17 protein-coding genes and 6 pseudogenes are annotated in these 22,389 nt (G+C 51.7%); 5 read left to right on the plus strand and 18 right to left on the minus strand.

Annotation, left to right across the window (positions count from 1 at the left end):
* Positions 1-78: 78 nt before the first annotated feature.
* Positions 79-1,758 carry a C4-dicarboxylic acid transporter DauA gene (gene dauA / locus CKK19_RS14825; RefSeq protein ID WP_023306435.1) on the plus strand — a complete coding sequence of 560 codons (1,680 nt, stop codon included), beginning with the start codon at positions 79-81 and terminating at the stop codon, positions 1,756-1,758.
* Here the strand turns inward: dauA and CKK19_RS14830 are convergent.
* The gene (locus tag CKK19_RS14830; RefSeq protein ID WP_063853519.1) at positions 1,744-2,802 is read right to left on the minus strand and encodes a MerR family transcriptional regulator; all 1,059 of its coding nucleotides are present in this window, start codon (positions 2,800-2,802) and stop codon (positions 1,744-1,746) included. The two genes, dauA and CKK19_RS14830, sit on opposite strands and share 15 nt — an antisense overlap.
* 120 nt (positions 2,803-2,922) lie before the next feature.
* A complete protein-coding gene (gene ychH / locus CKK19_RS14835; protein WP_022648382.1) occupies positions 2,923-3,198 on the minus strand; it encodes a stress-induced protein YchH in 276 nt (91 codons plus the stop codon).
* A 274-nt stretch (positions 3,199-3,472) separates the two neighbouring features.
* On the opposite strand from ychH, the gene pth reads away from it, so the two are divergent.
* Both pth and ychF read left to right on the plus strand, forming a co-directional pair.
* A complete protein-coding gene (gene pth, locus CKK19_RS14840; RefSeq protein ID WP_023306437.1) occupies positions 3,473-4,057 on the plus strand; it encodes an aminoacyl-tRNA hydrolase in 585 nt (194 codons plus the stop codon).
* Between the two features lie 126 nt (positions 4,058-4,183).
* Positions 4,184-5,278: a redox-regulated ATPase YchF gene (ychF, locus tag CKK19_RS14845; protein ID WP_010432886.1), complete on the plus strand. Its 1,095-nt coding sequence runs from the start codon at positions 4,184-4,186 to the stop codon at positions 5,276-5,278.
* Between the two features lie 276 nt (positions 5,279-5,554).
* Here the strand turns inward: ychF and CKK19_RS14850 are convergent, their stop codons facing one another.
* A complete protein-coding gene (locus CKK19_RS14850; RefSeq protein ID WP_063147196.1) occupies positions 5,555-6,037 on the minus strand; it encodes an SMI1/KNR4 family protein in 483 nt (160 codons plus the stop codon).
* A gap of 11 nt (positions 6,038-6,048) precedes the next feature.
* Positions 6,049-7,176: pseudogene (locus tag CKK19_RS14855) on the minus strand (RHS repeat-associated core domain-containing protein); the annotation flags it as partial.
* Between CKK19_RS14855 and CKK19_RS14860 the strand changes: the two are divergent.
* Positions 7,160-7,315, plus strand: a pseudogene (locus tag CKK19_RS14860) (hypothetical protein); the annotation flags it as partial. The pseudogenes CKK19_RS14855 and CKK19_RS14860 sit on opposite strands and share 17 nt — an antisense overlap.
* Positions 7,316-7,374: 59 nt before the next feature.
* On the opposite strand, the pseudogene CKK19_RS25430 reads toward CKK19_RS14860, so the two are convergent.
* From CKK19_RS25430 to CKK19_RS14885, 6 genes and pseudogenes are all read right to left on the minus strand, one after another.
* Positions 7,375-7,715 (minus strand): annotated as a pseudogene (locus tag CKK19_RS25430) (hypothetical protein).
* Positions 7,716-7,815: 100 nt separating this feature from the next.
* Positions 7,816-8,145 carry a hypothetical protein gene (locus CKK19_RS14865; protein ID WP_225455169.1) on the minus strand — a complete coding sequence of 110 codons (330 nt, stop codon included), beginning with the start codon at positions 8,143-8,145 and terminating at the stop codon, positions 7,816-7,818.
* A gap of 295 nt (positions 8,146-8,440) precedes the next feature.
* Positions 8,441-8,668 (minus strand): hypothetical protein, encoded by a 228-nt coding sequence (locus CKK19_RS14870; protein WP_063853522.1) that lies wholly within the window; start codon positions 8,666-8,668, stop codon positions 8,441-8,443.
* A 132-nt stretch (positions 8,669-8,800) separates the two neighbouring features.
* The gene (locus CKK19_RS14875) at positions 8,801-9,244 is read right to left on the minus strand and encodes a DUF6386 family protein (RefSeq protein ID WP_063853523.1); all 444 of its coding nucleotides are present in this window, start codon (positions 9,242-9,244) and stop codon (positions 8,801-8,803) included.
* A gap of 8 nt (positions 9,245-9,252) precedes the next feature.
* Positions 9,253-9,495: a hypothetical protein gene (locus CKK19_RS14880; RefSeq protein ID WP_154819158.1), complete on the minus strand. Its 243-nt coding sequence runs from the start codon at positions 9,493-9,495 to the stop codon at positions 9,253-9,255.
* Between the two features lie 182 nt (positions 9,496-9,677).
* A pseudogene (locus CKK19_RS14885) lies at positions 9,678-10,424 on the minus strand (RHS repeat domain-containing protein); the annotation flags it as partial.
* Between CKK19_RS14885 and CKK19_RS14890 the strand changes: the two are divergent.
* A pseudogene (locus CKK19_RS14890) lies at positions 10,423-10,671 on the plus strand (DUF933 domain-containing protein); the annotation flags it as partial. The pseudogenes CKK19_RS14885 and CKK19_RS14890 sit on opposite strands and share 2 nt — an antisense overlap.
* A gap of 427 nt (positions 10,672-11,098) precedes the next feature.
* Here CKK19_RS14890 and CKK19_RS14895 read toward each other — a convergent pair.
* From CKK19_RS14895 to CKK19_RS14930, 8 genes and pseudogenes are all read right to left on the minus strand, one after another.
* Positions 11,099-11,578: a hypothetical protein gene (locus tag CKK19_RS14895; protein ID WP_063853525.1), complete on the minus strand. Its 480-nt coding sequence runs from the start codon at positions 11,576-11,578 to the stop codon at positions 11,099-11,101.
* Positions 11,575-12,828, minus strand: a pseudogene (locus tag CKK19_RS14900) (RHS repeat domain-containing protein); the annotation flags it as partial. The pseudogene CKK19_RS14900 and the gene CKK19_RS14895, both read right to left, overlap by 4 nt.
* A 331-nt stretch (positions 12,829-13,159) precedes the next feature.
* Positions 13,160-13,357 (minus strand): hypothetical protein, encoded by a 198-nt coding sequence (locus CKK19_RS14905; protein WP_023300305.1) that lies wholly within the window; start codon positions 13,355-13,357, stop codon positions 13,160-13,162.
* Positions 13,358-13,371: 14 nt separating this feature from the next.
* Positions 13,372-17,877: an RHS repeat-associated core domain-containing protein gene (locus tag CKK19_RS14910; RefSeq protein ID WP_063853527.1), complete on the minus strand. Its 4,506-nt coding sequence runs from the start codon at positions 17,875-17,877 to the stop codon at positions 13,372-13,374.
* Positions 17,878-17,880: 3 nt separating this feature from the next.
* A complete protein-coding gene (locus CKK19_RS14915; RefSeq protein ID WP_225455170.1) occupies positions 17,881-18,321 on the minus strand; it encodes a DcrB-related protein in 441 nt (146 codons plus the stop codon).
* Between the two features lie 206 nt (positions 18,322-18,527).
* Positions 18,528-19,034 carry a hypothetical protein gene (locus CKK19_RS14920; protein WP_223862037.1) on the minus strand — a complete coding sequence of 169 codons (507 nt, stop codon included), beginning with the start codon at positions 19,032-19,034 and terminating at the stop codon, positions 18,528-18,530.
* A 1-nt stretch (position 19,035) separates the two neighbouring features.
* Positions 19,036-21,618 carry a type VI secretion system Vgr family protein gene (locus CKK19_RS14925; protein WP_225455171.1) on the minus strand — a complete coding sequence of 861 codons (2,583 nt, stop codon included), beginning with the start codon at positions 21,616-21,618 and terminating at the stop codon, positions 19,036-19,038.
* 64 nt (positions 21,619-21,682) lie between these two features.
* Positions 21,683-22,015: a hypothetical protein gene (locus CKK19_RS14930; protein WP_225455172.1), complete on the minus strand. Its 333-nt coding sequence runs from the start codon at positions 22,013-22,015 to the stop codon at positions 21,683-21,685.
* Between the last annotated feature and the right edge of the window lie 374 nt (positions 22,016-22,389).

Raw genomic sequence — 22,389 nt, forward strand, 5'->3', positions numbered from 1 at the left:
GTATTTATTTGTATGACTTATGCCTCCTTCACCTGCCATTCATATGACAGATGATGCGCACACGGATGATAGATAATTGTGAAAAACGTAACCTCCTCACATGTTCTGCCCTTTCGCGCCCTCATCGACGCCTGCTGGAAAGAGAAATACACGTCGTCACGCTTCGTTCGTGACCTGATAGCCGGGATCACCGTCGGGATTATTGCCATCCCGCTGGCGATGGCACTGGCGATTGGTAGCGGCGTCGCGCCGCAGTACGGGCTGTACACCTCAGCCGTTGCGGGGATTGTGATTGCGCTGACGGGCGGGTCCCGCTTCAGCGTCTCCGGCCCAACTGCCGCCTTTGTGGTGATCCTCTACCCGGTTTCCCAACAGTTTGGTCTGGCAGGCCTGCTGGTTGCCACCCTGATGTCCGGCATCTTTTTAATTCTGTTCGGTCTGGCCCGCTTTGGTCGCCTGATTGAATATATTCCCCTTTCCGTGACGCTGGGGTTCACCTCGGGGATTGGGATTACCATCGGGACCATGCAGATTAAGGATTTCCTCGGCCTGCAAATGGCCCATGTTCCGGAGCACTACTTACAGAAAGTGGGCGCGCTGTTTATGGCGTTGCCGACGGCCAACCTGGGCGATGCAGCCATTGGCATCGTTACCCTCGGCACACTCATCGTCTGGCCTCGCTTAGGCATTCGTCTCCCGGGGCATCTCCCCGCTCTGCTGCTGGGCTGCGCGGTGATGGGCGTCGTCAACCTGCTCGGTGGACAGGTCGCCACCATTGGCTCCCAGTTCCACTATGTTCTGGCGGATGGCTCACAGGGTAACGGTATTCCGCAGCTGCTGCCGCAGCTGGTTCTGCCGTGGGACATGCCGGGCTCCAGCTTCACCCTGAGCTGGGATTCCCTTCGCGCTCTGCTGCCTGCCGCGTTCTCCATGGCAATGCTGGGCGCGATTGAATCCCTGCTCTGCGCCGTCGTGCTCGACGGCATGACCGGCACTAAGCACAAAGCCAACAGCGAACTGGTCGGTCAGGGCTTAGGGAACATCGTTGCACCGTTCTTCGGCGGTATTACGGCTACGGCTGCGATTGCCCGTTCCGCCGCGAACGTACGTGCGGGCGCGACATCACCGGTTTCCGCGGTCATTCACTCCCTGCTGGTGATCATGGCGCTGCTGATCCTTGCCCCACTGCTTTCATGGCTTCCGCTCTCTGCCATGGCTGCGCTGCTGCTGATGGTGGCCTGGAATATGAGTGAGGCGCATAAGGTGGTGAATCTGCTGCGCCGTGCGCCGAAAGACGACATCATCGTGATGCTGATCTGCATGTCGCTGACCGTGCTGTTTGATATGGTTATCGCTATCAGCGTCGGCATAGTGCTGGCCTCGCTGCTGTTTATGCGCCGCATCGCGCAGATGACGCGTCTCTCCCCGGTTAACGTTGAGGTGCCTGAAGATGTGCTGGTGTTGCGCGTGATTGGCCCGCTGTTCTTCGCCGCGGCGGAAGGTTTGTTCAGCGATCTGGCGTCCCGCATCGCGGGCAAACGGATTGTGGTGCTGAAGTGGGATGCCGTCCCGGTGTTGGATGCCGGCGGTCTGGATGCCTTCCAGCGCTTTGTTGCCCGCCTGCCGGAAGGCTGCGAGCTGCGGATCAGTAACCTCGAATTCCAGCCCCTGCGCACCATGGCGCGCGCGGGCGTGCAGCCGATCCCTGGCCGATTGTCCTTCTACCCTAACCGTGAAGCTGCATTAGCGGATCTGTGAGTCATCTGATGCAGAGACACGTCTTTGCATCATCACCCCGATCGCCTGCTGGAGCCATTCAAGCACGGCAGGCGTCATCCACGTGCCTTTCATCAGATGCGGCTCCTGCTGCATGGCGAGACGAAATTTTTGCTGGGTCTGCGGGTTTGTTCCCGCATAGGACTGGAATAAAACCAGCCACTTTTCTGCCAGCTTTTGCGCATCGTCAGAAGCGGGACTGAGATTATCCCGCTGCGCCTGATGCAGCTTCGCCACCAGCGGCGGCCATTCCATCATCCGGTCAAAGTAGTGCGCCCGGGTAAAGGCCATCTCTTCGGCAGTGAGATATTGCTCCCAGATGCTGAGCTTTGATTCGGCAAACGCCCGCGTGATGTAATCCGTAATCTCCGGCGTAATGCCGGTTTGCTCCTGCATCTGCGGCTCCACGCTGTGCATTTCGTTCAGACGGGTCAAAAATTCCGGTTTGCCTGCGGTATCCTGTTCCAGGCGTTCCATCCACCGTGAAGCCAAATCGGTCGCCCGCGCGTCCGTGACGCTGACGTTCTGTTCCAGCAAGCGTTTAACCTCCGTCACCAGACCCGACCAGATATCCGCCAGCGCCTCTTTCTCTACCGCAAACGGCAGTTGCTGCAACTCTTCTTTGCTAAACCAGCGATCGTACATATTCATTAACTCCAGAGTCTGTAGCCAGGATTCCAGATCCGGCGTCGCATCGTCGGTCAGCCCGGTACGCAATTCCACCAGCCGGTTGCGCAGCGTATGGATGCTACGCAGTTGCTTGTCCAGCAAAGTGATTTGCCCGTCGAGTAATTCCGCTAATGACAGCGAACGCTGTTCCAGAAAATCCCTGATTTCGGCAAGCTCCAGACCGGCTTTTGCCAGCGTCTGGATCATATGCAGACGTTGCACATCCGCCAGGTTATAAAGCCGGTAGCCTGCCGCGCTTCTGGCAGAAGGTAACAACAGCCCTGTTTGCTCGTAGTGATGCAAAGTCCGCACGGTGATCCCAGCGCGTTTCGCCAGTTCACCCACCTGAATCAACATAACGGCTCCTTTTGTTCTGCCAGTGTCGCTACTCTGAAGCCTTACGTTACGTGAGGGTCAATGCGTCATGCAAAAAAAAACGACTTCATCTGAAGTCGTTTCGGTGTTCTTTATGGGGCACTAGCCGTGCTTATGCTGGTCGCGGCGGCATCGTTTATCGTAATGGCGCACCCACCAGTATTTATCGCAGACTTCCTCATGTCCGCTCACGCGCGCCCCGGCGAGCCACAATACCGCACCGAGGAAGATACTCAGCACCGCGCCATGCGCAAAGTATTGTGGGAGGTCAAGCTGTGGTAATTGGTTTAAAATTGAATAACCGACACCGGCGACCATCACGAACAGTCCCAACCCCATTAGCACGTTACCGAGCATTGAAGCGTTTTTGCGTTTCATATGTCACCTCCGGAACTTTGGGTTGTCAGGGGAAAAACCCCTTCTCCTTGTGTGTAAAGTATAGACAACGCCACTTATATGAGTTGCGTGAATGATCACATTTACAGATAACTCCCGGACAAAAATTTACAAATAAGACATTGAACAGCTTGAAATTCTAATTGTTCAAAGAAGAAATTATTCGCATTTCGGTGTACAGCAGGCAGAACTTTGTCAAGCGGCGCGCCAGACAGTAAACTACGCGCCAGATCTGGAACCCATTAGGAAGTAAATCGTGACGATTAAACTGATTGTCGGCCTCGCCAATCCGGGCGCAGAGTATGCCGCTACCCGCCATAACGCCGGCGCCTGGTATGTTGATCTGCTGGCGGAACGTCTGCGCGCGCCCCTGCGTGAAGAACCCAAGTTTTACGGGTATACCTCACGCATCAATCTTGCGGGTGCCGACGTGCGGTTGCTGGTGCCAACCACCTTTATGAACCTGAGCGGCAAAGCCGTGTCGGCCATGGCAACGTTCTATCGCATCAATCCGGATGAGATCCTGGTGGCCCACGACGAACTGGATCTGCCGCCAGGCGTGGCGAAGTTCAAGCTGGGCGGCGGTCATGGCGGCCACAACGGCCTTAAAGACATCATCAGCAAACTGGGTAATACCCCTAATTTCCACCGTTTGCGCGTGGGAATCGGCCATCCGGGCGATAAAAACAAAGTTGTTGGTTTCGTACTGGGTAAACCACCGGTTTCTGAGCAGAAGTTGATTGACGAAGCGGTGGACGAAGCGGCCCGCTGCACCGAGATTTGGCTTCAGGACGGCCTGACGAAAGCCACCAATCGACTGCACGCTTTCAAAGCGCAATAATAGGCGCCATGGGGCTTTTTTACCGCGCGTCGTGCGGGTTACGTGTATAATAGGCGTAGTTATTTACTTTTCTTCAATCGGTTATCGTTAACGGATTGATTATCAAGATATTAAGGTGATTTAGAAATGGGATTCAAATGCGGTATCGTCGGTCTGCCAAACGTAGGCAAATCCACCCTGTTCAACGCGCTCACCAAGGCAGGTATTGAAGCGGCGAACTTCCCGTTCTGTACCATCGAGCCGAACACCGGTGTTGTTCCTATGCCCGATCCGCGTCTGGACCAGCTCGCAGAAATTGTGAAGCCGCAGCGCATTCTGCCAACTACCATGGAGTTCGTGGACATCGCGGGCCTGGTAAAAGGCGCATCCAAAGGTGAAGGCCTGGGCAACCAGTTCCTGACCAACATCCGTGAAACCGAAGCGATCGGCCACGTTGTGCGCTGCTTCGAGAACGACAACATCATCCACGTTAACAACAAAGTGGATCCGGCTGACGACATCGACGTCATCAACACCGAGCTGGCCCTCTCTGACCTCGACACCTGCGAGCGCGCCATTCACCGCGTGCAGAAGAAAGCCAAAGGCGGCGATAAAGACGCGAAAGCGGAACTGGCTGCGCTGGAAAAATGTCTGCCACAGCTGGAAAATGCGGGTATGCTGCGCGCGCTGAAAAACCTGACTGAAGAAGACAAAGCGGCGATCAAATACCTGAGCTTCCTGACCCTGAAGCCAACCATGTACATCGCCAACGTTAACGAAGACGGTTTCGAGAACAACCCGTACCTCGACAAAGTACGTGAAATTGCCGCGGCTGAAGGTTCTGTGGTGGTAGCGGTTTGCGCGGCCGTTGAATCTGATATCGCCGAGCTGGACGATGCCGACCGTGAAGAGTTCATGGCCGAACTGGGTCTGGAAGAGCCGGGCCTGAACCGCGTGATCCGCGCGGGCTATGAGCTGCTGAACCTGCAAACCTACTTCACCGCTGGTGTAAAAGAAGTGCGTGCGTGGACCATCCCTGTGGGTGCAACTGCGCCTCAGGCGGCTGGTAAAATTCACACCGACTTCGAGAAAGGCTTTATTCGTGCGCAGACCATCGCGTTTGAAGACTTTATCACCTACAAGGGTGAGCAAGGCGCGAAAGAAGCTGGCAAGATGCGTGCTGAAGGGAAAGACTACATCGTTAAAGATGGCGATGTGATGAACTTCCTGTTTAACGTCTGATTAGTTTTGAATGAAAAAAATCCACGCTTTGGCGTGGATTTTTTATTCCGAGATTAATTCCCCGATCAGTATTAAATTTAAAAAATACCTTCTTTGGGAAGAGGTTCTCTCACCCTCCAAGGATCATCTAGCAAAAACTTCGCAGCTGTACGTTCATGCCATCAAGCGCGCCATGCTGTTTCCTTATAACACCCTATGGCTTATCATAGCATTTTATTAAAAAATCTCATAACAACAGCAACTGTAGCGAATAATTCGCTTACATTTAATTGCTTCTTAGGAAAGATCTTCTTCTGTTACCAATCCATTAACAAATTTAGAAAATGAATTTGTTAGATATCTTTGAAGTTTTGTGTGATTTTCTTGCATAGTCAAATCCTCATCAAAAGAATCTGTAGCAAAATATACGATTGAATAATTATCTAAATTCAGACAAAAGAAGTTCCCTCCCCAATCATTTGCGAAAGGAAGCAAGTTATTAGGAATGACTTCCCGAGCCAACATGCTGATATAGCAGCCGTCAATTAAAGATCTAGGATCATCATTTGTCTGAGCATTATAAACAAACGGTTTAAACCCTGCCACCTCTACTGGCTCAAAATCTTCATCACAGTCCCACCAACTTTTCTCAGGAGTGCCACCATTAAAATGCAGATAATGTGAAACAAAATCATCCGGAAGGGTAATAGATAATTTCTCTTCGATTTTAGCAATATCTGCACGTTCAATCTTTTTTTCACAGTTACTGAAATGATTCATAGATTTATACCTCAATGGTGACAGTTTGCACGCAATTTTTTCGGAACACGCCCCTTCAACCAGCCTTTAGAATGTGAAACAGCAATAGCTTCTTGGGATCCATATTTTACACCAAAATATTTCTCGAATTGTGAAACTGAGCCTTTGTGGGGGAAAGTAGCTTCATGCGCAGAAGTTTTTACTAGTTGCATTGTTGTCCTTCCTGTGGCTGGGTCAAAATCATCGACATGGTGCCATGTATATCCGATTGCTTCGCTTTTAGAAATACCGGCTGCCTTGAATGCCTCGGTGAAATCTCTATCTCGAGTTCCTTGCATTGTAATAGATACAATATTCTGTTTCGTTCCATTGATTGGGAAAAGATCTGGGCTTCCTGTAAAGTCGACTCCCTTTAATGCCAACCCCCACGGATCCACCCACCCCAGCGCATTCGGCGCATACTGGTATAGGTTTATCCCCCCCGCCAGCCCTATCTGGTCCTGCTGCGTAAACCGTCCGCAGTCCGGGTCGTAATACCGGAACAGATTGTAGTGCAGCCCTGTCTCACGATCCAGGTATTGCCCCTGCATCCGCAGATTCTGGGAATACCCAGATACCTGCGTCTCGCTTTCCCGCAGCAGTTTGCCCCAGGCGTTGTTCACCCCTTCCCAGCGCACCTGCCCTTCGCTATCCGTCATCCGCTCCGGCGTGCCGTTGGGCTGACAGTGGAACCAGAAGATTTCCGGGGCATCAACGCCGTCAAGACGCGCCAGCGGGTCGTAGCTGTCCTGATCGCTGTAGACGTAGGTCAGCAGCACATCCCCGCACATTTCCTGTAACAGCCGTAACCGTTCCCGGACAAACCGCGTGGCGACCAGCTTACCGGTTGGCAGGCCGTCAGGCATCTGGCGGTGCGTATTGCTGATGCGGCGGCCCAGTGGATCGTAGCGGAAGCTGACCTCCGTCTGCGGTCTGTTGCGGTCCCGCGGCTGGCTGATGACCTCCGTCAGGCGGTGCTCGCCGTCGTAGCGGTAGTGCCAGCGGGTCTGGCCGTTATCTTTCTCCACGGTGCGTCCGTGGACGTCATAGCGCCAGCGAATGCCGTTGAGCTGCGTCAGACGGTTTTGCGTGAGCTTCTCAGCAGAACCTTCAAGCGGTGAAGGTTCGTTAGTGGTAGTAGTTTGCGCCACGGTTGAATCCGATAATGCTGAACTGGACGATGCCGACCGTGAAGAGTTTATAGCCGAGCTGGGTCAGGAAGGGCCAGGCGCGAAAGAAGGAGGCAAGATGCGTGCATAAGGAAAAGATTACATTGTTGAAGATGGCGATGTGATGAACTTCTTGTTTACGTTTAATTTTTATGAACGGGAAAAATCCACGCTTAGGGGTGGATTTTTTATTGCAGGGTAAAAGTTATTGTCTAAGAGAACTGTCTTCAAGCTGGGTACAAAAGTAATGATTTCAGAGTCTCAAACTTTAAAGTCTGTAAAGACTTCTCGCGTAGATGCTTTCCAAGTAAGGCCTGACACTAGCACTTAGCGAGACTGACACCTCCGATTCACAGTATCAGTATGCCGGACGCCTGAAAGATCCGCTCTGAATTCCCCTTTTCTAGCCATTCCACATGAGCAGGTATCGCTGCGTCAATCTCTTTGACTGGTTTTATATAGGTAAATATGACAAAGTAAACAGTGCTCATCCTTTGCTTCTCAGCACAGTTTATCAGCCACTTGTTAGAACTGCTTATGCAACCCTCTTTTGCCACTAGTTATTGTTAATATTTTGGGGCGCTTTCGATCTCAACACGCAGGGCCTGACCGAGACAGCGTGTTAAGCTTCATATCATAGGTATAAAACCAGTCATACCAGCCATTTTGGTGAATTGCGAAACTACAGACAACAATGACTTCCTTCGACAAATTAAATGTTAAGTAATAGAAATAAGCGTTTTCAGGTGGTGCAGAAAGTAATAGCTCTTGGCCCTCAGCATTGAAGATTTTCAAAACGGTTGGTAATGTTTCTGGTTCGCTTATCGCAAAGACTAATTGGCGTACAGGATCGACCTTTGCGGCATCTAAGCGAGGTATGTTTAGTCTAATAATTTTTGAACAGAAAATCCATTCTAGCACGTTGTTTTCTCAGATAAACCTGAAGTCAGCGATCATATTCGCTCTCAATAAAAAATAATTTTATACATGGATGATGTTGAAAGCTTTTGATATTGATGCTGACTTTACTCTTTAAAACGGCCTCAAGATTCCAATGAGGCTTCAGGTTTTTATCATTAAGAATAACAACCTTAAATTTAGTTTTGATTTGAATATCTTATCTGAGAAATAATAAAAATATCATCTATTTGGTTGTTGATAGCTTTCCAGGCTCTGGAATTATAATATTTTAAAAGAAAAGGATTGATATGCTTAATCACGGGCCATAAAAATGCATCAATGTACTAAGATCATCTAAATCTTGTGCGGTGAGTTCATTTCTCTCCATTTTGTCATACTTATACATTATACCTTTCATCGGAGGGCCGGAATCATGTTTAGTTGCCATGCTCATTAACTCATCAATATCTGATTCTTTTATTAAAGTTCTCTTTATAAATTCAAAGAGCATTTTTTCTGCATCTTTTCTTTCTAAAAAATACATTTTGATTACCTTACTGATTTTATGTAAAAAGTCACAAGTATAACTAGAAGTGCCTTTTTGTCGCTGATCTATGGTTCTTCATTTTAACATTTTTTTGGATGAAAAAATCTACGCCAGGGCGTGGATTTTTATTCAGAGATAAACACCCTCTTCTAATGAGTTTTCAGTAAACGTTGCTTTTGTAAAGGAAATTAGCACATCTGAACCATGCTTTTTATATTTAACCTCGTAACTACCTGGTTCTAAAGTAATAAACTCGCCTGAAATAGCATCTGAATCATCTGGCTCCAGATCTCCGCCAGTGACATCCTCTCCCGCCCCTATTAAAACCTTTCCAGTAGGTACGTTTAAAAATAACGATCCGGCATATTCACCAATGTCACTTTTAATATCAACTTTATAGTTACCATCATCTCCAAGATTGAGAAATAATACATTCCCTTTATTTATTTCTTCAACTTCATCTTCTTGAAGACTCCACCAATCTGCATCATCATTAATCCTATGCTTCAATGACATCAAATCATAAATTACTAATGTGGCAGTATCCGTCTGTATATTAATAGATTTATTCATTTTACCCCCTATTGAAATATTATTTCACTGATGGCATCTCCGGGCTGAAGCCCCGCCTTTCTGCCTGCATTTTTCAAAGAACTACCGACACTTTTATTAATAGTTTCATTCAGCATTTGTAATCTTTGTGTAGGCGAACCTCCAACAATTAAATCAACAGGATGATCAGCGTTTAATTTACTTAGATCAGGTGCTGAACCAAACATTTTTTCAAAGCGTGCTGAAACAGCCTGCCTGTAAGAACTTTGCAAAGATGAAATCCTAACCTCATGGGTGCCAGGGGACCAAACTAACTCTCCTCTTTGAGCCGCTCGGTTTAAGGCATTCATTTTTTCATAAACTGTCTTTCGAGGAATTTTCTCTAAGTTGATGACAGCTTTGTGCTGCTTAAAATCTTCGGTTTATTAACAGTTAAGCGGGTACCTCCAGAACACCTACTCAACCCCCACGGATCCACCCACCCCAGCGCATTTGGCGCATACTGGTAAAGGTTTATCCCCCCCGCCAGCCCTATCGGGTCCTGCTGCGTAAACCGTCCGCAGTCCGGGTCATAATAACGGAACAGATTGTAGTGCAGCCTGTCTCACGATCCAGGTATTGCCCCTGCATACGCAGGTTCTGGGAATATCCTGATACCTGCGTCTCGCTTTCCCGCAGCAGTTTTCCCCAGGCGCTGTTCACCCCTTCCCAGCGCACCTGCCCTTCGCTATCCGTCATCCGCTCCGGCGTGCCGTTGGGCTGACAGTGGAACCAGAAGATTTCCGGGGCATCAACGCCGTCAATACGTGCCAGCGGATCGTAGCTGTCCTGATCGCTGTAGACATAGGTCAGCGGCACATCCCCGTGCACTTCCTGCAACAGCCGGAACCTTTCCCAGACAAACCGGGTGGTGACCGGCTTGCCGGTTGGCTGGCCGCCCAGCATCTGGCGGCGCGTTTTGCTGATGCGTCGCCCGAGCGGATCGTAGCGGAAGCTGACCTCCGTCAGGCGGTCTGTTGCGGTCCCGCGGCTGGCTGATGACCTCCGTCAGGCGGTGCTCGCCGTCGTAGCGGTAGTGCCAGCGGGTCTGGCCGTTATCCTTCTCCACGGTGCGGCCATGGATGTCATAACGCCAGCGAATGCCGTTGAGCTGCGACAGGCGGTTGTGCGGGATCTTCTCAGCAAAATCTTCGAGCGGTGAAGATTCTGTAGTGGTGGCGGTTTGCGCCGCGGTTGAATCCGATATCGCTGAAATGAACGACACCGATCGTGAAGATTTAATGGCCGAGCCGGGTCTGGAAGAGCCGGGCCTGAACCGCGTGATCCGCGCGGGCTATGAGCTGCTGAATCTGCAAATCTACTTCACTGCTGGCGTAAAAGAAGTGCGTGCATGGACCATCCCTGTCGGTGCGACTGCGCCTCAGGCGGCCGGTAAGATCCACACCGACTAAATCATAGGGTAATTGCGTCCTATCCCTAGCAGCTGTAATGTTCCACCATTAATTTATTCAAGATATGCACTTGAAAAGTTGCAACAGTGCAGCGGGCACGCTCGTTAGAGCTCTACACAGTTTAACAGAAGATGTCATAGTTCCAGCGAATGCTTGCGCTGGGCTTTTTATCAAGTAATAATCCGTAGTATAAATCCTAATTCATACTGGGGCATTTTATTTTCGAAGGCTCCAATCTGTGGAATCAGCTACACGGATTTCATTAAGAATGAGATCTAGAGGAACGTGTGCAATTATTTACCCCTCATTAACTACACTGAATCGACCACCTGTGGACGTGGTACACCATTGATATGTTTATGCGTATCGATTATTAAAAAAGAAAAGATCAAAAAACAGTCAACATGCGATACTTATTTGATAGTTAATTCCATGTTATATAGATACCGCAATTAAATGATTTAATGTCATAGCAGACAGTAATATCACCCCATTCCAAACGCCATGTTACACTATGTTTTTCTTTTGCATCTGGTTCGCCAAGATCATATTCCTCTGCTACCCAACGATATAAGAAATCAACTTCTTTGTTTAACATATCAATGTTAGAAACTTTATTCCAATCACTTATTGTCTGATAATACTCACCCTCTTTATAAATTAATTGCACCATAAATGGAAAATTGCTAAAGCATAATGGGCGTATTATAAGCTCAAATTTCTTATCAAACCAAAGAACGGTATTAACGGTATAATGATAAGGAATTAATCTTTGCATTTTATTTTTTGATTCAAGATATTTGTAAAGTTCAGAAACTATAAACGTATCCTCCCGTTGTATGAAAAGATATTTATTATCTAACTTAACTTTGCCATCTGCGATGTTAATTTCAAAATCAATCATATGCTTATAACCTTCCCCGGTATCAGTAGATTTCTAAATTCCTCAGGGATAAAGAATTGCATCCCTCCCCCTCGGCCATAAATGTTATTAGCCAATGCTCTTCCATATGCGACATCAATATCCTCGCTGACATAATAAGCTCTTACTTGCGTTCTTAATGTACGATGAGGATCAATTTTAACCTGAAGCGCTTCATGGTAGCCTATAGCATTTCCTTTGTTTTGCCTAACGGTTGGATAAGTCACCGCATATGATGGAGGAGTATCACCGTTCGGATATAATGCATACAAAATCGTGCCTTTTTTCAGTTTCCTATTTTTGTAGACATCTATACCTTTGTAATCACCTTGACCTTGCCATTTCGTAGCTTCTTTAGATGGATCCTTACATTTACGGCTCAACCCCCACGGATCCACCCATCCCAGCGCATTCGGCGCATACTGGTAAAGATTTATCCCCCCCGCCAGCCCTATCGGGTCCTGCTGCGTAAACCGTCCGCAGTCCGGGTCGTAATACCGGAACAGATTGTAGTGCAGCCCTGTCTCGCGGTCCAGGTATTGCCCCTGCATGCGCAGGTTCTGGGAATATCCTGATACCTTCGTCTCGCTTTCCCGTAGCAGCTTGCCCCAGGCGCTGTTCACCCCTTCCCAGCGCACCTGCCCTTCGCTATCCGTCATCCGCTCCGGCGTGCCGTTGGGCTGACAGTGGAACCAGAAGATTTCCGGGGCATCAACGCCGTCAATACGTGCCAGCGGATCGTAGCTGTCCTGATCGCTGTAGACGTAGGTCAGCGGCACGTCCCCGTGCACTTCCTGCAACAGCCGGAACCCTTCCCAGACAAACCGGGTGGTGACCGGCCTGCCGGTTGGCTGGCCGCCCAGCATCTGGCGGCGCGTTTTGCTGATGCGTCGCCCGAGCGGATCGTAGCGGAAGCTGACCTCCGTCTGCGGTCTGTTGCGGTCCCGTGGCTGGCTGATGACCTCCGTCAGGCGGTGCTCGCCGTCGTAGCGGTAGTGCCAGCGGGTCTGGCCATTATCCTTCTCCATGGTGCGTTCGTGGACGTCATAGCGCCAGCGAATGCCGTTCAGCTGCGTCAGGCGGTTGTGCGTGACCTTCTCAGCAGAGCCTTCGTGCGGGTTACCGGTAGTATCCCAGCGGTGCAACCAAGAGCACTGAGAATTACCGGTAACTATATCCCGGCGATGCAGGCGGCCAAGACGGTCATATTCGCTGCGGGTAGACAGCCCCCCTGCGTGCGCCTAGAGCAAGGGCTTATACGTGCTCAAGCTATAATGTATAAGGACTCCACGCCGACAAGGATAAGCAAGGCACGAAAGTAGCGGACAAGATGGTTGTGGAAGGGGAAAATTACTTCTTACAGATTTCTATGAGATAATTTTTTATTTATGTTTTAATCGCTTTGAACAAAAAACGCCCCCCATGCGTGTTTTTAGTTCTCTATTATAATTGGCTAAAGTTAACTTTTACAAAGAACCTCATTGAGCGACTTATTTTGGTTTGTAGTAAAAAACCATCCTTATTACTGATCGACAGGTAATTATTAAAAATGAGGCCAATAATTTAGCTTTTCTTTTTTTCAATGGCTATTAAAACCTCATAAGCATCCTTTTCACTCATTTGAACTTTTTTGGCCTCATCAATGCTCAATTCTTCTTCCTCTTCTTTCATAACTATCCCCCCTGAATAAAACCTAATAAAAAAACGCCCTTCTCTTTCGATAAGGATTACTCCATAATTATTAAATATTATTTTATCCATTGCGCCTCCTTTTTTTAATTTTTCAACGGTGTGATCTTTAATTGATTTAGCGGAGTAGGATCTATGGCCGCCTCTGGGATACCACCTGAAGTATATCCTCCCGGCAACCAAAATTCATTTGCTCCTCGTTCATTTCCTGTTGGCATTCTTAAACCTGTCGGATTATTAATATCAACTCTTAAAGGAGCGTCTCCGAGATCACCTGCATTTAACCCTAACAATCTTTCAAGCTTTGGAATGTTCCCACCCGAACGTCTAATTAAGTCATCAGCAACGGTCCTTGGCATAACAAAGTGGCCTCCTGGAGGACCTAAATGACTAAATTCAGGATTAATACCCCAAACGAACTTAGTAACCCCTCCCTTGAATAGTTCTAAATGCCTACTAATTTTTCCTGCATCGAGGTATGTCGCCGGATTAGGGAAATCTGGCTTTGAAATTCCATGAGTAGCTCGGTAGGCCCGTGCAGCATGACCTCTTGTAGCAAAAGCACCTCGAGTTTTGCTCTGGAAATCATTCCAGCTATTTCTGCACGATAACCCCCACGGATCCACCCATCCCAGCGCATTCGGCGCATACTGGTAAAGATTTATCCCCCCCACCAGCCCTATCGGGTCCTGCTGCGTAAACCGTCCGCAGTCCGGGTCGTAATACCGGAACAGATTGTAGTGCAGCCCTGTCTCGCGGTCCAGGTATTGCCCCTGCATGCGCAGGTTCTGGGAATATCCTGATACCTGCGTTTCGCTTTCCCGCAGCAGTTTGCCCCAGGCGCTGTTCACCCCTTCCCAGCGCACCTGCCCTTCGATATCCGTCATCCGCTCCGGTGTGCCGTTGGGCTGACAGTGGAACCAGAAGATTTCCGGGGCATCAACGCCGTCAATTCGCGCCAGCGGATCGTAGCTGTCCTGATCGCTGTAGACATAGGTCAGCGGCACATCCCCGTGCACTTCCTGCAACAGCCGGAACCCTTCCCAGACAAACCGGGTGGTGACCGGCCTGCCGGTTGGCTGGCCGCCCAGCATCTGGCGGCGCGTTTTGCTGATGCGTCGCCCGAGCGGGTCATAGCGGAAGCTGACCTCCGTCTGCGGTCTGTTGCGGTCCCGCGGCTGGCTGATGACCTCCGTCAGGCGGTGCTCGCCGTCGTAGCGGTAGTGCCAGCGGGTCTGGCCGTTATCCTTCTCCACGGTGCGGCCATGGATGTCATAACGCCAGCGAATGCCGTTGAGCTGCGTCAGACGGTTGTGCGTGACTTTCTCAGCAGCCCCCTCAAGCGGGTTACCGGCCGCATCCCAGCGCCACTGCTCCTGGCCGGGCAGCGTGCCGTCCTGAACGAGCAGGCGCCCTGCGCTGTCGTACTGCCAGCGGTACCAGCTGAACGGGTTATCGTCCCGCTCTTCGCGGACAAGATTATTGCGGTAGTCGTAATCCCAGCGGCGGGACCAGCGGCGCGGCGACGGGCGCTGGGCATTGCCGGTAAAAACGTCCCGGCGATGCAGTCGGCCAAGACGGTCGTATTCGCTGCGGGTGGTCAGCAGCCCCTGGGTACGGCTGGTTTCACGATGGAGTTCGTCGCGGGTAAAGTCGGAGACCGACAGCTTATCAAGGGCAATGCTGAGCAGATGTCCGCTGCCGTAGTAGAACTGCTTCAGCTCGCGGCCATCGGGCAGCGTGACGGAGGTGCGGTTACCGAGGGCGTCATACTCCCACGCCAGCTCTCCGTGTTCGCCCGTTTCGCGCGTGACGCGTCCAATCGCGTCATACTCAAACACAAGCTCCTGCTCGGCTTCGGCGCTCCAGGCATCGGCTGAAAGCGTAGGATGCAGCCCAATCCGGCTCAGAAGGCCGGACGGGGTGTAATGGTAGCGGGTCTGCCCTTCCGGCGTGGTGCGGGCGACCAGCTGGCCGCTCGCGCTCCAGGCGAAGGCATGGGTAATGGCCTCCGGATGTCCAGCGGCAAAGGTGCGCGCTATCGTACGCCCGCAGGCGTCGTAGCGATACTGCGAGGCCACGCCATCCAGCCCCACCTCTTCCAGCAGCAGCGAGTCCGCACCCCAGCGGAACTGGTACGCTTCGCCGTTTTCGTTTTCCAGGGCAATCAGACGCCCGCGGCTGTCCCAGCGGCGACGCACCTCTTCACCCTGCGTATTACGGGTGGCGGTTAAGCGCCCTGCCTCGTCGTATCTGAACTCGCTCTCTTTCCCGTCGGCGCCCGCATGCTTCACCGGCAGGCCACGCGCGTTCCATTTGAGCGACTCGGTCCAGCCTTCCGGACGGTCGAGCTGCACCGGACGCCCCGCGGCGTCGTAGCGGTAACGCGTCTCTTCGCCGTCGGCGCTTATCTCAGCCACCAGCCAGCCCAGCGGATGATAACGGTATTGTGTCACACGGCCCGAACAGTCCGTAACACGCACCATCTGCCCGGCCTCGTTGTACTCCTGGTAGCGGCTGTTGCCGGCGGCATCAACTTCTTCCACGACCTGACCAAACTCGTCCCGACGAAGCAGCGTGGTCTGCCCCATCGGATCCACCACGCACTTCAACCCGTGATGTTCGTCATACAGGAAACGGGTGGCGCTACCGTCGGCTTCGATGATGGAGGCCGGAAGCGCACGGTGCTCCAGCCAGGTGGTGGTGCGGGTATTGCCGTCGGCGTCGATCTCCTGCACCCGGTTACCCATGTCGTCATAGACGAAGGTAACGGCATTACCGAGCGGATCGATGCGGCGCGTGAGGAGTTCGTTGTCATCCCACTCGTAGCGCCAGTTCTCACCGCGCTCGTCAACGTAGCGAACAATCAGGTTTTGCGCGTTCCAGTAATGCTTTCGCGTCTGACCGTCGTAGTGATCGACGTTCGTCAGCCCGGCGGCTAGATCATAGCTAAAGCGACAGCCGTCGCCGGTGCTGGTGCGGTTTTCCACCACGCGCCAGTGGTCGAATTTTTGCCATCGGTATTCACTCTCCAGACCGCCCGGCAGACGGTGCCAGACCATCAGGCCATCATCGTTATAACGGTATTCACGGGTTACCACGCCGGAGGCATCCGTTGCGCTGGCCAGCTGGCCGCGCACGTCGTACCCCCACTGCATCAGCGGCCATGTCTGGTTGCCGTCAAAATGGCTCGCCGAGGTAACGCGCTGCGGGAAACGTTCATTTTCATAACGCAGAGTGACGTCGATCGCCCGCGGCTCATCGTGCAGACCGACCAGCCGCCCGTGTTCATCCCACGCCGTCAGCAACGCGTTGCCGTACTCGTCGCTGAGGGAGGCCAGGCGCAGGATGGCTGGGTTGGCGCGGGTCGGTTTATACAGACGCCACACCGCGCCGTCATCGTCGGCAATCGCCACGTCGCCGCTCTCATTGCGGCGGATGATAATGCCTTCGCTGATGCTGTAAAACGCGCGGTCGACCGGCGGCAGTTCAAAGCTCAGCTCGCGCCCGGTTTCATCGAACCAGGTGGCGTTGTTTTCTTCCAGCGTCAGATAGCTGTCAAAGGTGGTAGCCCAGCCCAGACCAAACAGCCCTTCGCGGGTGGTCAGGCTGTTGTAGCTGCGTTGCCAGCGTAGCGGAAAGCGCCCCGGCAGCGAGAAATCTAGTTCGTCGTCGTCATTCAGCACCTTCACGCCGGTAGCGGCGTGAACCGGGTGCGAGGAGCCGAACACGGCGTTGACGGCCATATCAGCCAGCATCCCGCCACCGGCAGCAGCCAGCGCGCAGGGCATGTTTTTCAGAATCTTGCCCGGACGCCCGCGCAGCAGGGAGAGCGCAATCATCCCCAGCGCCAGGCCCGGCGTTTTGCCGCTTTTAATATCGCGAACCGTGAGGGTGTCGCCGCCGATGATCACGTTCGGGGAGACGTCGTCGGAAACGGTGCCTTCGCAGGTGGTGCGATCTTTTGCACGCACCGCGGGCTGCCCGTTGATAAAGACGCTTTTCGAGCCTTCCGCCAGATACTGCGGCCCGGAGTGTTTCTCGCACGCCACCTTGTCTTCTTCCAGCGGCGAGGTCCCGGCAGCGGCAGAGGCCACGCTCGGCTGCCACATTTCGCTGCCGAACTGTCCGGCAGCGGCAAGCAGCATGCCCGCGTAATCGGCAAAGCTGCCCGGCGACTGCGGCTCAGGGGAAGGGGTATCGGCGGGCGTCAGCGTGCCTGCCGCGCGTGCAGCGGGGATCGCATTGGTAAGAACGTTGCTGGAACCGGTAGTGATCTTACCCGCAGGCGACGGCGGGAAAAGCGCGTTGCCCAGCCCTTCAGCGGCGTTGCTGATATCGTCGGTGATCCCCGCGACGTTCGCCAGAACCCCACCAATAATGCCGCTCAACAGACAGCTGGATCCAATTGCCGCCACGCCTGCCGCTGCGGCCCCGGCTCCCAGCAGTGGGGCCGCGACGGTCGCTGCCGCGCCCACCGCCGCGCCAATCACCGCATAGGCAGCGCCTTCCGCCACAATGCTGGTAATATCAGCAAAAATACTGGAGTGAATAATCTCGTCGCCCCTACGGGCCGCGTTGTTATCGCTCATGCCTTACACATTCCGGTTGTCGTTTAGCGTCAGACTTTGCTTCAGTGCGCTCCAGCGCGCCTCGTCCTCTTCCGTAAAGGCTTTTAAGGCCGAGAGGGTAAAAATCATCAGTACCGGTTTGTCCGGTGTCTGCACGGCAAGCTGTTTTTGCCACAGGCGCTGGCCGTTACGGTCAAAGGTGGTCTCAACTTCCAGTCCGCTAATGTTTCCGTCTGGCCCGGCTTTTACGTGCTTAAATTCGCTCTGGGCGATCTCCCCCATCTGAGAACGCAGCACATCCCACTGGCGGTGAAACTCTTGTTCGTAATTGCTGCCATCCGGGATGACGCCGCGGCTGACCACCACGGATAATCCGCTCTCGTCATCACGAATTATGTTCATGCTATTATCCTGCCAGGCGGCAGGAAAAAGGGAAAACGAACCTTCCTGGAGGGTGTATTTCATAAGTGAACTCGGGATGATATTAGAAAAATAAGATTAAAAGCGCTAAAGTTTATACAGCCAATATTAATTACTGCTTAGCGACTCAGAGGGACAAGATCATTACAACGTTAGCACTTTCTTTTTTTCCGCAAAAACTTTAGGGGCAGCGATATTATTGGCCGTTTGATGATTATCTTCTTTCACAGCCCGTAAAGTTGCCTCGCAACTTAATGTTCGTAGCGTGACATAACTACCCTGCTCAGGCATTCCTGATTCAGAACTGGAAAGCTAAATGCCCATGCCAGCCCGCGTTCATCGGTAGGAGTGCGATATCCAACTGATTGTCCCGGCGTGTTTCCGCGAGGGATATTAGACAATTTCAGATCTGGAAAATGAGATTTGACTTGTTCAAGAGTAATACATGGTTGATTAATTACGAAAGAAACCAAAGATACGCTGTTATCGCCATTTCCCCATAAACGAACATCCACATCGCTGATCCGTGCGCCATCAGTTAACGTAAAGGGAGCTGAAGTATAACGGTCTTCTTTCTCCTGTGTATTATTAATCAGCGGTTGGTTAAACAGTTTACTGACATCCTCAACTTGTTTACCCCACACTGATTTCATTTCTTTGATCATTTGCCACAACGAATCTTGATTCATTTTATTATGCCCTGCATAGGTAAATGCTGAAAATAATGGAAGAACAATGAGGAATGTAGCTTTAATCATCCTACTTTCCATAGAATCCTCCATAGTAATCATTATAATTTAAATTAGTCCCTGAGGCTATTTCGCCTTTACCATACACTTTTCCTATTGCTTTGGCTGCATCAATGCGAGATAACTCACCGCTCACCATTTTATCATATGCAGAATTATATGCTTTTAGGTTTTCGGCACTTCCCGCTATATCAATATCAATACCGCCGTTTGCAAGGATCTCGCGTTGTATTTTAATGTTATTCAGCGTTGCTCCACCTTCATCCATAAGCTGGCTGTTGATGAAGTTTTCCTTACTCGAAGCATCTACCGCAACAGGATAAGTTGCATGCCCTGCCTCATGTGCCAGAGTTTGCACAGTTGTGGCTGTATCCTCCATGTGTTCAGGGTCCATGACAATCAATTTGTTATTAGTATCAGCGTAACTCCCCCCTCCTGCGGCTCCCGGCTGGATAGCCCACCCTTTATCTTTTAGATCTTTTAATTGTGTCTGAAGCGTTGGTGACTTATTGATTTCCTTAACTACATCTTCACTGAAGGGCATCACATCAGAGTTGTAGGAATTATTTTGATAAACGTAACTCCCTTTTAATGGTGGAGCTGCTGCAAATTTTGTTGTTGGTTTTGGTCTGGATGCTGCTGGCGCTGAAACTGCGGGAGCCGGATTCTTAGCACTTTTATTTGGAGAAAACTTCTCCTGCACCGCCGCATCAATATCCCCTTTATGCCCCGATCCCGGTGCCGTTGTGCCCGGCTTGGTTCCCGAGGTATTCAGATGCAGCTTACCACCCGTGGTGATATACCCATCTCCCTCAACGAAAAAGTTAAACTCTTTGCCAATCAGGTTAATCTTGCCGTTAGCGTTAAGCTCAATAGCACTCTCACCCGAGACCAGCCGCAGCTTCGTCCCGGAAGCAATGACATACTGCTCTACCGCTGCATCCAGCTTGCCTTTTCCCGTCAGGATCTCGGTTCCGCCTTTCACGGCCTGGATCTGGTTCGCTTCAACACGATGCAGCTCATTTTTCTTCACGTAATGGCTGCGCGCGCCGCCAACGCTGTGCGTTTCATCATTCTTGACGCTGGTGTCCATGTTGCGCTCGGCCTGGATCCACACCTGCTCTGCTCCCGCCTTGTCCTCAAAGCGCAGGGCGTTGGCGTTGTCCACTGAACCGTCTTTCGTACGGCTCATAAAGCCCATCTGCGTCGCCGCAGCCGGCAGCGCCCACGGCGGCATGCTCGCCTCGTTATACACGCGCCCGGTGATAATCGGTCGGTCCGGGTCACCGTTGATAAAGTCCACCACCACCTCATCGCCGACGCGCGGGATTTGCACCCCGCCGTAGCCCTGGCCCGCCCATGCGCTGGAGACACGCACCCAGCAGGAACTGGTGTCGTCACCCTTCGCCAGCCTGTCCCAGTGGAACTTCACCTTCACGCGGCCATATTTGTCCGTCCAGATACTCTCCCCCTGCGGCCCCACGACTTTCGCCGTCTGCGGGCCGTAGGTCCGCGGCCACGCCGTGCTCTGCGCCGGACGGTACGACACCGCCGCCGGGATAACGGTGAAATCGGTGCGGTGAATGGTTTCCCCTTCGCCGCTCGCGTAGCGGTTCTCCTCGAAGTGATACCCGGCCGCCGTCACCAGATACTCACCGTTATCGCTGAAGAATGGCGCGTTGGTCAGGGTAAAGATGTGGCCCGGCGCAATGCCCGCCGCCGTGGCTGTCGCCTGAATCTGCTGATGCTCCACCTGCCAGCGCTCCTGACGAATGCGGGCGTAGAACTCCGCATGGCCTGTCTCCACAAAGCGGCCCGGCCAGTCGTACACATCGATGCTGCCCGGTTTCGGTGACGCCGGGTTCTGCTGGGCCTGGAAAAGCCACGCGTTCGGCTTGCGGAAGTCGTAATCATCGAGGCTGTAAATCCCCGGCGTCACGCTGTCCTCCAGCGCCCACTGGCTGATGCCCTCTTCATACGTACTGCCGCCGGACGGCGTCTGATGGTAAGGAATGACCTCATAGCCGCTGAACGGCTGATGCTGCGTCGCGGCGTCGGTCAGTACCAGGGTGTGCTTGTCCGCCTCGTGGCTGAAGTGATACGCAATCCCCTCCAGCTCCATCAGGCGGCTGATGAAGTCCAGGCTCGACTCCTGATACTGCACGCAGTAGTCCCACACCCGGTAGCTGCCGGTGAGTTTGTCTTCGAGGTTAACCTGATGCTCACCCAGCAGGGTTTTCACTATCTGTGGTACCGTCTGGCCCTGGAAAATCCGCAGGTTACGGTCGCGCTTCATCGGCCACAGGTCCGGCTCTACAGTCAGCTGGTAGACCGCATAGCGGGTGCCCGTCAGCTCCACGGCACTCACCGCCACGCGCGTCACCTTACCGTTGATATAGCGGGGGGTGAGCAGGTTCTGCGTGGGGATGGTCACTGTGACCGGCTGACCGAGCAGCCTGCTGCGGTCAATGCGCGCATCCGTGCCGAGCAGGGTCAGCGTCAGCGCGAACGACTCGGACATCGCCTCGCGGCCGGAGAGTTTCCAGAAAAGCAGCCCCTCAACCGGGAGCTGAACGGTAATTCGGTTGAGCATAATCTTTATTCCACTATGGACTAATCTCAGTGTTCATTGAGATATTTTTTATTAAATATCGTGCTTATTTAAGCCATAAACCTGAAAACATAAGGACGCTACCCAGGGAAACCAGGCATTTTGCAACGATAAGTAAGCCAGGCGCAACGACGGGTGTTATAGACGATATTGCTTCATAATTTTTCGCATTGTATTTTTTGTGCCTTCCTATAATCCCGGAAAAGATCGTGCAGAGCAGCACAACGGTAACTTTTAGTCCCCATACGCACAGTAAAGACATGGAAAAGATAATTGAATATTGTTTCGCCGTTGCGACGGAGAATAATGACATTGACAGAGCTAACCATTTCAACGTTAAACCAATAACTACCGTAGCCACCAGCACCAGAACAAACATCACCCGGCCAGGAACCATTGTTTTTTACTGAACAAGTCTTTTCCATTCCATATAAGCGTCTGTGTCCAAATCATAAAGAGAATAAAGAAGAGCCAATGCATCATAACATACCACATTTATACATGTTGTATCTCCAAGCATTGTCGTGTCGTCATCTCACTTCACATCACACTTTTTCCAAACCAAACACTATAAAACATCAAAATACAGCTTAACGAAGCGAGAGATTTTGCTACCAAGCGTAATTTTTGGCCCGAACCGTTGATTGATTATACCAATGACACCATTAATTCAACCCAGCTTAATATAATTTTTATCCACAAACCATGGTAACCACATCTTCTCTTCTGAAAGAATATGTATTTTAAAATGTT

The organism is Enterobacter sp. CCUG 70166 (assembly GCF_020224095.1).
GTDB classification, from domain to species: Bacteria; Pseudomonadota; Gammaproteobacteria; order Enterobacterales; family Enterobacteriaceae; genus Enterobacter; species Enterobacter intestinihominis.

Bases quoted from the DNA above. Each gene is read 5' to 3' on its own strand.
- CKK19_RS14895 (WP_063853525.1), bottom strand. From the start codon at position 11,578: ATGATTGATTTTGAAATTAACATCGCAGATGGCAAAGTTAAGTTAGAT.
- CKK19_RS14920 (WP_223862037.1), bottom strand. From the start codon at position 19,034: ATGATTAAAGCTACATTCCTCATTGTTCTTCCATTATTTTCAGCATTT.
- CKK19_RS14930 (WP_225455172.1), bottom strand. From the start codon at position 22,015: ATGTTTGTTCTGGTGCTGGTGGCTACGGTAGTTATTGGTTTAACGTTG.
- CKK19_RS14915 (WP_225455170.1), bottom strand. From the start codon at position 18,321: ATGAAATACACCCTCCAGGAAGGTTCGTTTTCCCTTTTTCCTGCCGCC.
- CKK19_RS14870 (WP_063853522.1), bottom strand. From the start codon at position 8,668: ATGTATTTTTTAGAAAGAAAAGATGCAGAAAAAATGCTCTTTGAATTT.
- CKK19_RS14905 (WP_023300305.1), bottom strand. From the start codon at position 13,357: ATGGATAAAATAATATTTAATAATTATGGAGTAATCCTTATCGAAAGA.
- ychF (WP_010432886.1), top strand. From the start codon at position 4,184: ATGGGATTCAAATGCGGTATCGTCGGTCTGCCAAACGTAGGCAAATCC.
- CKK19_RS14925 (WP_225455171.1), bottom strand. From the start codon at position 21,618: ATGCTCAACCGAATTACCGTTCAGCTCCCGGTTGAGGGGCTGCTTTTC.
- ychH (WP_022648382.1), bottom strand. From the start codon at position 3,198: ATGAAACGCAAAAACGCTTCAATGCTCGGTAACGTGCTAATGGGGTTG.
- CKK19_RS14850 (WP_063147196.1), bottom strand. From the start codon at position 6,037: ATGAATCATTTCAGTAACTGTGAAAAAAAGATTGAACGTGCAGATATT.
- CKK19_RS14910 (WP_063853527.1), bottom strand. From the start codon at position 17,877: ATGAGCGATAACAACGCGGCCCGTAGGGGCGACGAGATTATTCACTCC.
- CKK19_RS14830 (WP_063853519.1), bottom strand. From the start codon at position 2,802: ATGTTGATTCAGGTGGGTGAACTGGCGAAACGCGCTGGGATCACCGTG.
- CKK19_RS14875 (WP_063853523.1), bottom strand. From the start codon at position 9,244: ATGAATAAATCTATTAATATACAGACGGATACTGCCACATTAGTAATT.